The following is a 15,713-nucleotide window of genomic DNA, read 5'->3' as shown; positions in this document are numbered from 1 at the left end:
CCCTCACTCTGGATTACCCGCCAGAGCGGGAATCTGGTTCAGCGTGTTGACGGGCGGGCCTGCAAAACGGCCTTTGAAACTGCCAATGGACACCATGTCAATTTCCAGCATGAACGGCCCTTGAGCCTTCAAACCCTGCTGCAACAGACGCGGCAAGTCGTCCAGCTGCTGCACACGTGCATGCGGCAACTGCAATGAAGCACACAGTTGTTCATAGTCAGGCGTGTGCAAATCCACATAGCAGCGACGGCCGCCGTATTGGGCATCCTGAATATTCTTGATCACGCCGTAGCCCTGGTCATTCATCAGGACGATCAGCATGTCGGCCTTCTCCTGTACCGCTGTTGCCAGCTCACCCAGGTTCAGGATGAAGCCGCCGTCTCCGGCCAGACAGATCGTCTTGCGACCCGACTGAGTTTCTTGTGCACCTACAGCGGCACCGATCGCCATGGGCATGCCTTGGCCAATCCCGCCGCCAGTGGCATGCACTCCTGCATCAGCTTCAAAAATACGGAGTTCGCGATTGCCCCAGGTGCTGTTGGAGATGGTCACATCACGCACCCAGTTGAACTGCCGGCCAGCCAGCTTCTGCAACTGCTGAACCAGTTCGGTGTAAGGGCCCAGACCGTCATGCAAACTGGCCACCGCGCTTTCGCGTACCTTGGCCAGATCTTTCAACAGCTGCGGATCAGCCTGGTAGTCTTGAGCTTCCAGACGATCGGCCAGCCCATTGAGCACACGTTCGGCGTCGCCACAAACAAAATCATCACTGACATAAGCGCGGCCTTGTGCCTCGGCATCCACGTCGCAGCGATACAAAGGACGGGGCAGCTTCAATTCATACTTGAGGGTTTCATTGCTGCGCAGACGCGAACCCACCACCAGCATGGCGTCGCAAGTCTGATAAAAATCTTCAACCGGCTTGTGAATGTTGTAGGCCCCCAGCGTGCCTGCATCATCTTCAGGAACAATACCGCGACCCTGCACGGTGCTGACCACCCCAAAGCCCAGCTTCTGCAAGCGACGCACAGCGGCACCGGCCTTGCGAGCCCCACCGCCCAGCCACAGCAAGGGACGGCGAGCACATTGCAAGGACTTGGCAAGGCGGTCCAGCGCAGCAGGCTGCGGCTCAAAGCAAGGAATTGGCAAGGGGGACAAGTCCAGCGGCATGGGGATCAATGCCTGCTGAATATCAATCGGAATCTCTACACTGACCGGACCGCTGGGGGCTGTCAGCGCACATTGCACAGCCTGCTTGAGCACACCCAGCACATTGTCTGCGCTGCGTACACGAAAGGCCGCCTTGGACACGGCTTCCAGCATGGTCAGTTGATCGGGCGCTTCATGGATGTATGCCATTTTCTGGTCCAGAAAAGGCGTTTCGATCTGACCCGTAATGTGCAGCAAAGGCGCACCAGCGGTATAAGCTTCCACCAGGCTGCCCGCGATATTGCCAGCAGCAGGGCCGGTACTGGTCAGACACACACCCAGACTGGACGTGGAACGCGCATACGCATCGGCCATATTGCCCGCCCCCGCCTCGCCCCTTGCGGGCACGAAACGGATCTGCTCACGCTGGGCAAAAGCGTCCAGGATGGGCATGTTATGGATGGAAATAACGCCGAAGGCGGTCTTTACATCGCATTGCTCCAGAAAAGCCGCAACAACGGCACCGACGGTCACGAGCGGCTGTTTATTCGGGGCGTTACGCATGACGGGACAAACCTCCAGAAATATCGATGTGGCTGCCTGTGGTGTAGGAAGCCAGTGGGGATGAAAGAAAAACGATGGCGTTGGCGGCCTCTTGTGGCTTGCCCAGGCGTGCCAATGGAATCTGCTTGCTGCGCGCCAGTTGTGCGCTCCACTCATCCCAGTTCTGGCTGGCGTCATCACGCGCATCAAAACGTCGTCGCCACTGCCCGGATTCCACCAGACCAATCAAAATGCCGTTGACGCGCAAGCCGTCCGGTGCGAACTCGGTGGCCATGGAGCGCACCAGATTCAACAAGCCTGCGCGCGCTGCCGAGGTGGCCACCATATGGGGCTCGGGCTGACGTGCCAGCAAGGAATTCACACAGACAATGGCCGCATCACCCTGAACCGCACGCTGGGCCCGCAACTGTGGCAAGTAAGCATGTGTGGGGTTGAGTACGGAAAAAAACTTCAAATCCAGCTCCGCACGCCAATCCTCGTCGCTGGTGGTGGCAAAGGTGGATACCCGCCCCTGACCAGCGTTGTTGATCAATATGGAAGCAGCTCCCAGCGCGTCCTGACTGGCCTGGGCAAAGTCGGCAACCTGCTGCGCATCCAGGACGTCACACTCTTGTGTGTACAGACTCGCCTGTGGCACGGATTGCTGGACCACTTCACGGGCACTGGCCAGACGCTGAGCATTGCGGCCGCAAAAAGCAACGGCGGCACCGGCCTGCGCCAGAATGCGCACGGTCTCCAGGCCTATGCCTGAAGATCCACCAGTGACGACGGCCACGCGACCAGCCAGCATATCGCTGGAGAACTGCACCCTATTGTCAACATTCATGGTTTTCTATCTCTTTCTTCCTGCCCCGGACCGATCGCTCATCCACGACCCGTCTAACGGAGTCTTAACTATGGGGGGAATGCCTGACGAGCTCCGAGAGCTCGGCGGCGGCTGCCTTGACCTGAGCAATCATCTCGGCCAGACGCTCACCTTCAAAACTGGCCGCCATGGCGGTTACGCCCAGTGCCGCTGCTACCTTGCCCGCACCATTGAACACAGGGGCCGCAATGGTCGAGATCGTGGACTCGAAATAGCCCTCACTCAGTGCATAGCCTTGTTCGCGTATGGCTTGGCAAAACTCGTACAGCTGGGGCACATCCGCTGGAGTATGGGAGGTAAAGCGCTCCAGTTCCGGTTCGGGGTACAGCTCTTTCAACTCAGTCAGGCTCAGTTGGCTAAGCAGCACATGGCCCAGCACTGTGGCATGCGCTGGCAAGCGGGTCCCTACCGTCACCGAGCTGGCAAACGGGGTTGGCGCCGCAATGCGGGACACATACACAATCGAGCGCAAATCACGCACCACCAGATTGCAGGGCAGACGCACCTGCTCACACAAACGCTCCATCACCGGACGGCCCAGTTCGGTCACGTCCAGGGAGGCCACGTATTCAAAACCCAGGCGCAAGACACCGACGCTCAAACGGTAATCACGGCCATTCTCGGTTCGCTCCACAAAACCCATGCCTTCCAGCGTGGACAGCAGGCGAAACACGGTCGAGCGGGGCAAGTCCAGGCGTCGCGCCAGTTCGGGCGCACCCAAAGTGCGCTGATCCCGGCTGAACTGGGTCAGAATCAGCAGGCCCCGCTCCAGCGCGGGCACGGTATAACGGTCAGCACTGGCATCGCTCTTATTCAATTCACTGCTCATGACTACTCCTGGTCGTGGCCACGGAACGCAAGGCTTGCGTCTGGCCCAGCAAAGATTGCAAGGCTTCCAGCATGGCACCAGGCTGCTCGACATAACTGGCATGTCCCGCTTGGGGAACCAGTTGTAAATGTTGGGAACAAGCCCGCGCCACCCCGGCGCACGCCTCAGGAGTTGTCACCACATCCACTTCGCCACAACTCACTGCGACAGGCACGCTGCTGGAAAGAGGCAGGTAGGTTAGCAGGTCTTCCTGGCACAACATCTGCACAGCTTGCTGATAGCCCGCCAGGTGCAGACTGGCCATAATCCACAACACCAACTCCCGGTTTTCGGAAGTAGCCTGCTCCGACAGCAATCGCTGGTGACGCTGACGAGCCATCAAGCCCATATCACCCGACGCCACCTGCGCCATACGCTGATCCCACACTGCCTGACGGCGCTGTTCCAAACCCGGGCGTCCATACCCAATTGCAGGGCTCATCAGGAACAACGCCTGCATCTCTCCCTGATCAAGATGACGGGCATAGGCGCCCGCCATCAAGGCACCCAAGGAGTGCCCGACCAGCACAAAATCCTTCACTTCCAGAACATGCAGCAGTTCCTGCAGACGCCGGGCATAGTCCAGCGCCGTGGGCTTGTCCATTTCCAGAGGAGTAGACAAGCCATAACCGGGAGCATCCCAAGCCAGCAAGCGCAGGCCCGGTGGCAATTGCTGTGCCACCCGCAACCAGGACGCCGAGCCCGAACCGATGCCGTGCAAGCAAACGACCCATTGCTCACCGTCGCCCGCGCATCGCACCGCCACCTGTCGGCCACGACCGATGTCTACGGTCGACAAGGGCAGACAGGCCTGCAGATAGCGCGTCTCCCGGGCGGATAAAAGCGGCAAGGTGCCAGGCAGGGGATTCATGATCTGGATGCTCCGCTGTGCCCAATCAACGCTTGATCTTGGACAGAGGATGATCAGCCGGATAGGTAGGCGTGACGGGTTTCTTCGCACCCAGCATCACACACATCAAGGCGTCTTCATCACCGATGTTGATCTCTTCGCGATACACACCCGGCGGCACCGACACCAGATCGCGATCCGTCAGGATGGTCTCGAACCGTTCACCATCTTTTTCAATGATCAGCTTAAGCTTGCCGCGCATCACGAAAAACACCTCTTCCACATCGGTATGCAGGTGGGGCGGGCCTTCGTGACCAGCCGGAATCACCATGGTCGAAAAGGTGAAGTTTTCTGCAGGCACTGTGTTCATGTCAGCTGTAACACCTGTGCCGCCCGTACCCACATAACGCATTTGCGCACGACGGAATTTCGGGTCGTAATCAGCCTGGAACTTCAGCGCATTCCAGTCGTATTTGCGGGTGGAATAACGGGCAATGCGGGTATTCATCCAATCCTCCAGCGAGGCACCCTCCGGGCGACTCCAGCTGCTTACTTCCGTCTCCACGGTCTGCTCACTCATCTTCATGCTCCTTGATCGATAGCCTTAGTGCATAACAAAGCCGCCGTTGACGGCCAGGACCTGGCCCGTCACAAAGCGTGACAGTCCAGAAAGGGAAAAAACCACGGCGCCACACACGTCTGCTGCCTGTTGCTCGCGGGCGATAGCACGTCCGTCCAAATAGGCTTGATGGCGACTTAAAGGCACGTATTCGGTGGCTTCCACCAAGGTCAGCCCCGGTGCCACGGCGTTGACGGTGATACCGTCCTCACCCCACTCCCGAGCCAGGGAATGCGTCATGGCAGAAACTGCCCCCTTGCTGGCCACATAGGCGAGCAAATTGGGGGCACCCCACAAAGCCGTATCCGAGGACAGATTCACGATGGCGCCGCGACCACTGGCCTTGAGCGCACCATGCACCGCACGACTCATCAGCCAGGTGCCACGCACATTGACCGCCATCACCTTGTCCCACATGGCGGCTTCCAGCTCATGCGCATTGCGGCCACCCGAGTTGGTGATGGCGGCGTTGTTGACCAAACCATCCAATCCGCCCATCAAAGTCACAGCCTGCGTGGCACAGCGATCAATCGATTCGCTGTCCTCCAGATCCAGTGCCACGGCATGAACCTGCAATCCATCAGCGCGCAAACGCTGGGCTTCTTGCTGTGCCAGATCAAACAAAATGTCGGCAATCACCACCCGAGCCCCGGCCTGTGCAATGCAATGAGCAAACGCCAGACCAAGGCCACGCGCTGCACCAGTCACCAGCACTCGTCGCCCGGCAAGTAAATCGCGAGGAAGATCAGCCAGCAGAACCTGCAAGGACGTGGGATCGATAGCGGTACTAATAGTCATGCGCTTAAAACCTTGGAATAGATCTGCTCAAGATCGTAAAACCTGTTTTGTTTCACTAATGAAACGTTGATTTACTAATGGAATGAACACAGATTAACGAAAGCCTTATGGACGGAGTATCGGCAAAAACCCTAGTCGACAGCCCAAAAGGGTGCCTGCCCCTAAACACACAGACACTTAAAGATAAAAACCGGCGGGTAAAACAAACAGGGCCCCGCAAATGCGGGGCCCTGTTTGGCAGATAAAACGGAAAGGACTACAGCTTTACTGCGCCTTGCACTGAGCCAATGCCGTCAAGGACATACCCAGCTGGACACGGCGTTGCAGCCAGGGGCTGGCGCGGTAGCGCATATCGCCCGTGACAGCTTGCAGGGTGTTCAATACATCCAGCAAATCACGCGAGCCGACGGCATCACCCATGGACAGCGGGCCATTGTGCGGATAACCCAGGCCCAGACGCACAGCGGCGTCGATATCTGATGGGGTCGCTATCTGCTGCTGAGCGATATCGCTGGCGATGTTCACGATGGTAGCCACCAAACGCTGGGCCACAAAACCGGCAGAGTCTTCGATCACGCTAACCGCCGTACCATCGCTGGCCAGCATGGCCCAGGCTTGATCGCGCCATTCTGGTGTGGTCGCAGCCGAGCACATCAGCACGCGGCGGCGGCCTTTCTCCAAGCCGAACAAGGTATCCAGCGCCACGGTGCGAGCTGGGTCCAGGCCATGCAAGGACACCAAAGTCGCCACGTCTTCACCATAAGGCGTCAACAGAATCAGCGCATCAGCCGGTGGCTGGTCGCCTTCCACCACTTTTACGCCCAGTTCGCTCAGCAATTGCAGCGCGCGAGCCTGACCTTGCTCGTGGTAAGGCGAGACCCACACAGGAGCAAAGGAGGTGACAGCGGGAACAGCAGGCTCTTGAGGAACCTGTTTCTTGCCATCTTCATACTTGTAGAAGCCTTCGCCGTTCTTGCGACCAAACAATTTACCGGCGTGACGCACGGCGGTAATGGGCGAAGGACGGAAGCGCGGCTCATCGTAGAACTGACGGTAAATGGATTCCATGACCGGATGGGACACATCCAGCGCGGTCAGATCCAGCAGTTCAAAGGGCCCCATGCGGAAACCGGCCTGCTCGCGCATGATGGCGTCGATCTGGTAAAAAGGCGCCACGCATTCCTGGGCGATTTTCAGGCCCTCGATGTTCATGCCACGACCGGCGTGGTTCACGATAAAGCCGGGCATATCCTTGGCGCGCACCGGCGTGTGGCCCATATCGCGCGACACTTGCATCAAGGCATCGCCCACTTCCGGCGAGGTGCGCAGGCCGTCGATAACCTCGACCACTTTCATCAGCGGTACGGGGTTGAAGAAGTGATAGCCAGCCACGCGTTCGGGGTGGCGGCAAGCTTGGGCAATGGCGGTAATGGACAGCGAAGAGGTATTGGAGGCCAGCACACAGTCGGCCGACACAATCTCTTCCAGCTGTTGCAGCAAGCCTTGCTTGACGTCCAGACGCTCCACAATGGCTTCCACGACCAGATCGGCAGGGGCCAGAGCTTGCAGATCGCTGGCGGTTTGCAGACACGCTTTGGCCGCGTCCACCTGTTCAGCCGTCATGCGGCCTTTTTCTTGCAAACGACTCCAGACGGCGTGTACATCCGCCAAAGCAGCCTTGACCGAGTCCGCATTCAGGTCATACAGCAAGACCTGCTTGCCAGCCTGGGCAGCAATCTGGGCAATGCCCCTTCCCATAGCACCTGCGCCAACAATAGCGATGGTTTGTATCTGTTTCATGATTCACAACCTGATCGAAAAGCAATAAAAATTAAGCCTGTGCAGCGGAGCCGGATACCAGGGCCTCGACCTTGTCGGGCGACAGCTCCAGCACTCGTGCCAGGACCTCGCGGGTGTGTTCTCCCAGACGCGGGGGCGCACTGCGATACTGCACCGGCGTGGCCGACAAACGTAAAGGACTGGCTACCGAAGGCACGCTCCCCCCCTGCCCGGTCGGCAAGTCCAGGCGCAAGCCGCGCGCCAGCACCTGCGGGTCCTGATAAACCTGTTCCATCGTATTGATGGGCCCGGCTGGAATACCCACGGCTTCCAGCGTCTGCAACCAGCTATCGCGCCTGCGGCTTCGCATGATCTGCGCCAGCATGGGCACCAACTCGTCCCTGTGCATGACTCGTCCGGCATTGCGCGCAAAACGGGGATCATCCGCCCACTCGGGGTGACCCAGCTCCCGCGCAAAACTGCGAAACTGGGCATCGTTGCCCACCGCCACAATCAAATGCCCGTCACTGGCCTCAAAGACCTGATAGGGCACCAAATTCTGATGTGCATTGCCGGGGCGCTGTGGCGCCTGTCCGGTACACAAGTAATTCATGTTCTGGTTGGCCATCATGGCCACCTGACAATCCAGCAGAGCAATATCCAGATGCTGACCCAGGCCACTACGGTGGCGCTCCACCACGGCTGCCAGCACAGCCACGGTGGCGTACATGCCTGTCATGACATCGGCTACAGCCACACCCGCTTTTTGCGGCTCGCCACCTGGCTCACCTGTCAGGGACATCAAACCACCCAGCCCCTGGATCATGAAGTCATATCCTGGACGACTTGCATAGGGGCCAGTCTGCCCAAATCCGGTAATCGAACAATAAATCAGGGCCGGGTTGATGGCTTGCAGGCTTTCATAGTCCAGTCCGTACTTTTTCAGGCCACCGACCTTGAAGTTTTCCACCAGAATATCGCAGCGACTGACCAGCTGACGCACCACCTCGGCACCTTGTGCAGTGCCTATATCCAGAATGATGGACTCTTTATTACGGTTGGCAGCCCCAAAATAGGCTGCATCTTCCGTGTCCGCTCTGTGACCATCCTGCAGATACGGCGGCCCCCAGCCTCGGGTGTCGTCCCCGGCACCCGGACGTTCGACCTTGATGACTTCCGCACCCAGATCAGCCAGGTTTTGAGTACACCAGGGCCCGGCCAGCACGCGCGTCAAGTCCAGAACACGCAATCCCGCCAAGGGCGCTTTTCGTTCAGTCGTGGTCATAGCAAACAAAAATCCTTCAAGTCGCTTATTGTGCACTACGTCTTCTTAGTCCGGTCTACGGACAGAAAAAAGTGCTCAAACCATGGTCATTTTCGAGGCCGGAGGAATTTGTGCAGCGCACCAAGCCGGGCGACGATAAACCGTCCTAGAATAGGTGACGATAGATTATCAGCGGCAGATCTTCCTTGCAGGACCCCGCCCCTTCAAGAGGCAGGGCACTTCTTTCGATAACAGGAGACCGACCTTATGCCATCGGCATTAACGCAGCAGCTTTATCAATCTATGACCCTGCCTGTAATGGCAGCGCCCATGTTCATTGTTTCGAACCCCGCCCTGGTGATTGCACAATGCGCCAGCGGCATCATCGGTTCCGTCCCCGCCTTGAACGCCCGCCCCCAGGAAAAGCTCAAGGATTGGCTGGACGAGATCGACGACACCCTGGCCGAACTACGCGAGCGCCATCCCGAGCGCCGCATCGCCCCCTACGCCATCAACCACATCATCCACCAGTCCAACGACCGCCTGGAGCAGGATCTGCGTGTGTGCGCCGACCACAAGGTGCCACTGGTGATTACCAGCCTGCGCGCCCCGCAAGACATCGTGCCGCATGTGCACGCCTGGGGTGGCAAAGTCTTCCACGACGTAACCACCTTGCGTCATGCTGAAAAAGCGCTGGAAGCCGGTGTGGATGGCCTGATCGTGGTGGCTGCAGGTGCTGGCGGCCACGCCGGTACCTTGAGCCCCTTTGTACTGGTTAACGAAATCCGTCAGATTTTTGATGGCCCGATTGCCCTGTCCGGCGCCATGAGCCGGGGTCGCGACATTCTGGCGGCCCAAGCCATGGGGGCCGACATGGCCTACATCGGCACGCGCTTCATTGCCAGTACCGAAGCCAATGCCTCGGACGATTACAAGAACATGATCGTCAAGGGTCGTGCCGCCGATATCGTCTACACCCCGCTGTTTACCGGCATCCCCGGCAACTACCTGAAGGACAGCATCCGCGCTGCAGGCCTGGACCCGGACAAGCTGGACAGCGAAAAAAATGCCGACACCGCCTTCGGTTCGGGCATGAGCAAAGCCTGGCGCGACATCTGGGGCGCTGGTCAAGGCATTGGTGGCATTGACTCGGTGGAATCTACTGCCGACATCGTGGCCCGTTTGCATCGCGAATACCAGGAAGCCAAGGCAGCACTGCTGGCCTCCCCCTTCGCCTGAACAGGAGCACGCCATGATACGGACTCATGACGCAGGTCATTGGCTGGAAGTCATTCTGGACCGCCCGGAACGACGCAATGCCTTGACTGGCCCCATGTACGAAGAGCTGGCCGACATCATCGACCAGGCCAATCAGAACCAGAAATATCGTGCCCTGATTCTGACCGGCGCGGGCGAGCATTTCTGTGCCGGCAACGACATCTCGGAGCTGTCCAATGTGCGCAACAACGACATGCCGCCGCCGATCAAGTTCCTGCGCAGTCTGGTCCAGGCCGACATCCCACTGATCGTGGCCGTAGAAGGTCACGCGGTGGGTATTGGCGTAACCTTGCTGCTGCATGCGGACTTTGTGTACGCGGCCCGTGACGCGCGTTTGCGCATGCCCTTCACCGCACTGGGCCTGTGCCCGGAAGGCGCCTCCAGCCACCTGCTAGCGCAGTACGTGGGGCCACGCCGTGCCAACGAATGGCTGCTGCTGTCACAAGCCTTCAGTGCCGAGCAAGCCATGGAAGACGGCCTGCTCACTGAACTGACCGACCACGGCAATAGCTTGGAAGCCGCCCGTGCCTGCGCCCACGCGTTGTCCGAGCAGCCTCCCATTGCCTTGCGCACCAGCAAGCGTCTGCTACGAGAACCCCAGCGCGAAGTTTTGCTGGAGGTTCTGGAACGCGAGCGCAAGCTATTTTCCAAACTGCTGGAAGGCGAAGAAGCTCTGCAGATTCTGGGGCAAATGAGCCAGAACCGCAGCGGCAAATAGCGCTTGTGTGGACCTGATTTCTGCGCAAACCCGCATGTGCAGCGATCTTGCCACACTGCACCCGGTTCAGACGGGTGATAAGGGGCCTGTGAGAGCAGGTCCCTAATTTTTTTTACCGTATTCGCAAAAAAATCTTGCGTGGAAAAAAAAAATCGCTGTATTTTATTTTTTGCGCTGCAACAAATGCACCGCTTTAACACGTTCTTTGCGGATACGCCCATGACACACTCCTGTCCCCCCCAAGCCCAAGGCTTGTACCTTCCCGCTAACGAACACGACGCCTGCGGCGTCGGATTTATCGCACACATCAAAGGCCAGGCGAGCCACGCCATCATCACCCAAGGCCTTAAAATTCTGGAAAACCTTGATCACCGCGGCGCTGTAGGCGCAGATCCCTTGATGGGCGACGGTGCAGGCATTCTGATCCAGATCCCCGACCAGCTTTACCGCGAAGAAATGGCCGCTCAGGGCGTGACCCTGCCGCCCCCCGGCGAGTACGGCGTAGCCATGGTGTTCCTGCCCAAGGAAACCGCTTCCCGCCTGGCCTGTGAACAGGAGCTGGAACGTGCGGTACGTGCCGAAGGCCAGCACATGCTGGGCTGGCGCGATGTGCCGGTGGACAGCACCATGCCCATGTCGCCCACCGTCAAGGCCAACGAACCGGTGATTCGCCAGCTGTTCATTGGCCGCGGCCCGGATGTGATGGTGCCCGATGCGCTGGAGCGCAAGCTGTACGTGATCCGCAAGACCGCCAGCCACGCCATCTACCGCATGGCATTGGCCCACGGCCAGGAATACTTTGTGACCTCGGCCTCGGTGCGCACCATCGTCTACAAAGGCCTGCTGTTGGCTGACCAGGTTGGCCGCTACTACCGCGATCTGGCCGACCCTCGTGCCTGTTCAGCCCTGGCTCTGGTGCACCAGCGCTTTTCCACCAATACCTTTCCCGCCTGGCCTCTGGCCCACCCCTACCGCCTGATCGCCCACAACGGCGAAATCAACACGGTACAGGGCAACTTCAACTGGCTGCGTGCCCGTGAAGGCGCCATGGAATCGGCCGTGCTGGGCTCAGATCTGCAAAAGCTTTACCCCATCGTGTACGAAGGCCAGTCCGACACGGCCACTTTCGACAACTGTCTGGAACTGCTGGTGATGGCCGGCTACTCGCTGCCGCACGCCATGATGATCATGATGCCGGAGGCCTGGGAGCAACACGCCGAGATGGACGAAAGCCGTCGCGCTTTCTACGAGTACTACGCAGCTCAGATGGAACCATGGGATGGTCCTGCTGCCATCGCCTTTACTGATGGCCTGCAAATTGGTGCACTGCTGGACCGTAACGGCCTGCGTCCCGCCCGCTACGTCATTACCGACGACGACATGATTGTGCTGGCCTCTGAAGCCGGTACCCTGCCTATTCCTGAGCACCGCATCGTCAAGAAATGGCGTCTGCAACCGGGCAAGATGCTGCTGATCGATCTGGAACAGGGCCGCATCATTGACGATGCCGAGATCAAGTCCCAACTGGCCAACACCCACCCCTACAAGCAGTGGATTGAACGCCTGCGCTTGCGCCTGGACTCCCTGCCCAGCGTGCCCGGCGTGCGTCCCCAATTGGCCACCCGCGACCTGCTGGATCAGCAACAAGCTTTTGGCTGGACCCAGGAAGATATCAAAGTCGTCCTGCAGCCCATGGCCAGCAAGGGCGAAGAGGCCACCGGCTCCATGGGCAACGACGCTCCGTTGGCCGTGCTGTCCGACAAATCCAAGCCCTTCTACAACTACTTCCGCCAGCTGTTCGCTCAGGTTACCAACCCGCCTATCGACCCGATTCGCGAACAGATGGTGATGTCGCTGGTGTCCTTTATTGGCCCCAAGCCCAATCTGCTGGACATCAACAACGTCAACCCGCCGCTGCGTCTGGAAGTGTCCCAGCCCGTGCTGAGCCCGGCTGACATGAACCAGATCCGGCGCATTGAAGCGGCCAGCAATGGCAAGTTCCGCAGCCAGGAACTGGACATCGTCTACCCCAGCGCGTGGGGACCGGAAGGCATAGAGGCCAGCGTGGCCGCCCTGTGCGCCCGTGCGGCAGATGCCGTGCGCGATGGCTACAACATCCTGATCCTGACGGATCGCCGCTGTGACGCCGAGCATGTGGCCATCCCAGCCCTGCTGGCAACCTCGGCCATTCACCAGCACCTGATCCGCATCGGCCTGCGTACCCGCACGGGTCTGGTCGTGGAAACCGGCTCGGCCCGTGAAGTGCATCACTTCGCGCTGCTGGGTGCGTATGGTGCCGAAGCCATGCACCCCTGGCTGGCTTTTGAAAGCCTGCAGCATCTGGCCCAGGACCCGATCAACCAGATCGACGCCTCCCAGGCCGAGGGCTACTACATCAAGGCCATCAACAAGGGCTTGTACAAGGTCATGTCCAAAATGGGCATCTCCACCTACATGTCCTACACCGGCGCGCAGATTTTCGAGACCATCGGCCTGTCGCGCTCGCTGGTAGACAAATATTTTGTGGGTACTTCCTGCCCGGTGGAAGGGATTGATATCTTCACCGTGGCCGAAGAAGCGCTGCGTCAGCATCGCGCCGCCTACAGCAAAGACCCCGTGCTGGAAAACCATCTGGAAGCCGGTGGCGAATACGCAGTACGCGTGCGCGGCGAAGCCCATATGTGGACCGCCGACTCCATCGCCAAACTGCAACACGCCACCCGCAGCCAGAACTACAGCACCTACAAGGAATACGCCCAGCTCATCAACGAGCAAAGCCGCCGTCACATGACACTGCGTGGTTTGTTCGAACTGCGTCTGGACCCGGCTCAAGCGATTCCTTTGGAAGAGGTGGAACCGGCTAGCGAGATCGTCAAACGCTTTGCAACCGGCGCCATGTCGCTTGGTTCGATTTCAACCGAAGCCCACGCCGTACTGGCCGTGGCCATGAACCGGATTGGCGGCAAGTCCAATACTGGTGAAGGTGGCGAGGACGAGTTGCGCTACCAGCACGAAATGCAGCACGGTAAAAGTGGCATCCGCCAGGGTGACACCTTGGCCAGCGTGTTAGGCCAGGATCGCGTATTTGCCGACATTGAGCTGCAAGAGAACGATTCGCTGCGCTCGCGCATCAAGCAGGTTGCGTCCGGTCGCTTTGGCGTATCCGCCCAATACCTGTGCAGTGCAGATCAAATTCAGATCAAGATGGCACAAGGTGCCAAACCCGGTGAAGGCGGTCAATTGCCCGGTCATAAAGTGTCCGAGTACATCGCCAAGCTGCGTTACTCGGTGCCTGGTGTCGGCCTGATTTCGCCCCCACCGCACCACGACATTTACTCCATCGAAGATTTGGCCCAGCTGATTCACGATTTGAAGAACGTGAACCCGCAAGCAGATATCTCCGTGAAGCTGGTGTCCAAAGTCGGTGTGGGTACTGTGGCTGCCGGTGTTGCCAAAGCCAAGGCCGATCACATTGTGATTGCCGGTCACGACGGTGGTACGGGTGCTTCGCCCCTATCCTCTATCAAGCATGCCGGTACCCCGTGGGAACTGGGTCTGGCTGAAACCCAGCAAACCCTGTTGCTGAACCGCTTGCGCAGCCGCATCCGCGTGCAGGCCGACGGCCAGATGAAAACCGGCCGCGATGTGGTGATCGGTGCCTTGCTGGGTGCGGATGAGTTTGGCTTTGCCACCGCTCCGCTGGTCGTGGAAGGCTGCATCATGATGCGCAAATGCCATCTGAACACCTGTCCCGTTGGCGTTGCCACTCAGGACCCCGTGCTGCGCCGCAAGTTCAAGGGCAAGCCCGAACACGTAGTGAACTACTTCTTCTTCGTTGCAGAAGAAGTGCGTGAACTGATGGCCAAGCTGGGTGTACGCCACTTTGACGATCTGATCGGTCGCAGCGACTGGCTGGATATGCGCAGCGGTATCGAACACTGGAAAGCCCGGGGCCTGGACTTCTCCCGTCTGCTGCATAAAGTGGACAATGAAGAGTCCCCACGTCAGATCGCTACCCAGGATCATGACCTGGAACACACGCTGGATCGCCAACTGATCGAGCGCAGCGCCGTGACCCTGAATCAGGGCACGCCGTTGTCTTTCATCACTCCCGTACGTAACCGCAACCGCAGCGTCGGTGCCATGCTCTCGGGCGTGTTCACCAGGAAATACGGCCATCAAGGTCTGCCTGACGACAGCCTGCACATTCAGTGCAAAGGTACAGCGGGTCAGAGCTTTGGCGCTTTCCTGGCGCAGGGCATCACCCTGGATCTGGTGGGTGAAGCCAATGACTACGTAGGTAAAGGCTTGTCCGGCGGCCGCATTATCGTGCGCTCGCCCAACGACTTCCGTGGCTACGGCCCGGACCACATCATCGTGGGCAATACCGTGCTTTACGGCGCCCTGTCCGGTGCGGCTTACTTCAACGGCGTGGCCGGTGAACGCTTTGCTGTGCGTAACTCCGGTGCCAGCGCGGTTGTGGAAGGCGTAGGCGATCATGGTTGCGAATACATGACGGGCGGTACCGTGGTTGTTCTGGGCGAAGTGGGCCGCAACTTTGCAGCCGGCATGTCCGGTGGCGTGGCCTACGTGTGGGACCCGCAACGTCGCCTGCAACTGCGCTGCAACCCCGGCATGGTGGATCTGGAGCCTGTGCTGAGCAAGGCCGAGCAAGAGATGAACAGCAGCATGGCGCAATGGCACAGCCGTAGCGCCCAGGGCGAACGTCAGACCGACGATTCAATCTTGCAAACCCTGGTTCAGGAACATTTCAAGGCCACGGGCAGCTTCCAGGCCCGCGAGCTCTTGAAAGACTGGGACAGCGCCCGCGCACAATTCGTCAAAGTCATTCCACGCGAGTACCGACGTGCATTGAGCGAATTGTGGCAAGGCCCGCAAGCGAGCAAAGCCGCGCCCAAAAGCAGTAAAACCCGCCGTTCGGCTTCGGCCTGAACCCTTCC

Annotated in this window: 11 protein-coding genes; 3 read left to right on the top strand and 8 right to left on the bottom strand. The window is 59.1% G+C overall.

What is annotated here, in order from left to right:
• Window positions 1–3: 3 nt before the first annotated feature.
• The 8 genes from WFM49_RS10020 to WFM49_RS09985 all read right to left on the bottom strand — a co-directional run bounded on the left by WFM49_RS10020 (window position 4) and on the right by WFM49_RS09985 (window position 8,777).
• The gene (locus WFM49_RS10020; protein ID WP_254500011.1) at window positions 4–1,713 is read right to left on the bottom strand and encodes a thiamine pyrophosphate-binding protein; all 1,710 of its coding nucleotides are present in this window, start codon (window positions 1,711–1,713) and stop codon (window positions 4–6) included.
• Window positions 1,706–2,539, bottom strand: coding sequence for an SDR family oxidoreductase (locus WFM49_RS10015; RefSeq protein WP_336973020.1), 834 nt, complete (start codon window positions 2,537–2,539; stop codon window positions 1,706–1,708). The genes WFM49_RS10020 and WFM49_RS10015 overlap by 8 nt, the downstream gene beginning before the upstream one ends.
• Window positions 2,540–2,603: 64 nt before the next feature.
• Window positions 2,604–3,407: an IclR family transcriptional regulator gene (locus WFM49_RS10010; RefSeq protein ID WP_083054297.1), complete on the bottom strand. Its 804-nt coding sequence runs from the start codon at window positions 3,405–3,407 to the stop codon at window positions 2,604–2,606.
• Entirely contained in the window at window positions 3,397–4,317 is a 921-nt protein-coding gene (locus WFM49_RS10005) for an alpha/beta fold hydrolase (protein ID WP_247966080.1), read from the bottom strand. Before WFM49_RS10005 ends, WFM49_RS10010 begins: the two co-directional genes overlap by 11 nt.
• A gap of 25 nt (window positions 4,318–4,342) precedes the next feature.
• Window positions 4,343–4,876 (bottom strand): cupin domain-containing protein, encoded by a 534-nt coding sequence (locus WFM49_RS10000; protein ID WP_026484076.1) that lies wholly within the window; start codon window positions 4,874–4,876, stop codon window positions 4,343–4,345.
• A gap of 24 nt (window positions 4,877–4,900) precedes the next feature.
• Window positions 4,901–5,713 (bottom strand): SDR family oxidoreductase, encoded by an 813-nt coding sequence (locus tag WFM49_RS09995; protein WP_254500014.1) that lies wholly within the window; start codon window positions 5,711–5,713, stop codon window positions 4,901–4,903.
• Window positions 5,714–5,977: 264 nt separating this feature from the next.
• Window positions 5,978–7,513, bottom strand: a complete 1,536-nt coding sequence (locus WFM49_RS09990) for a 3-hydroxyacyl-CoA dehydrogenase (protein WP_009462680.1) — start codon at window positions 7,511–7,513, stop codon at window positions 5,978–5,980.
• Between the two features lie 31 nt (window positions 7,514–7,544).
• Window positions 7,545–8,777, bottom strand: a complete 1,233-nt coding sequence (locus WFM49_RS09985; protein WP_250756627.1) for a CaiB/BaiF CoA transferase family protein — start codon at window positions 8,775–8,777, stop codon at window positions 7,545–7,547.
• A 246-nt stretch (window positions 8,778–9,023) separates the two neighbouring features.
• Here WFM49_RS09985 and WFM49_RS09980 point away from each other — a divergent pair, with 246 nt between their 5' ends.
• From WFM49_RS09980 to WFM49_RS09970, 3 genes are all read left to right on the top strand, one after another.
• Entirely contained in the window at window positions 9,024–9,995 is a 972-nt protein-coding gene (locus tag WFM49_RS09980) for an NAD(P)H-dependent flavin oxidoreductase (protein ID WP_009462684.1), read from the top strand.
• A gap of 13 nt (window positions 9,996–10,008) precedes the next feature.
• Window positions 10,009–10,752, top strand: coding sequence for an enoyl-CoA hydratase/isomerase family protein (locus WFM49_RS09975; protein ID WP_250756626.1), 744 nt, complete (start codon window positions 10,009–10,011; stop codon window positions 10,750–10,752).
• A 219-nt stretch (window positions 10,753–10,971) separates the two neighbouring features.
• Window positions 10,972–15,705: a glutamate synthase-related protein gene (locus WFM49_RS09970; protein ID WP_336973012.1), complete on the top strand. Its 4,734-nt coding sequence runs from the start codon at window positions 10,972–10,974 to the stop codon at window positions 15,703–15,705.
• Window positions 15,706–15,713 lie beyond the last annotated feature (8 nt).

Source organism: Alcaligenes sp. PF14 (genome assembly GCF_037150615.1).
Lineage (GTDB): Bacteria > Pseudomonadota > Gammaproteobacteria > Burkholderiales > Burkholderiaceae_B > Alcaligenes > Alcaligenes phenolicus.
This window is presented reverse-complemented; position numbering and strand designations above follow the sequence as displayed.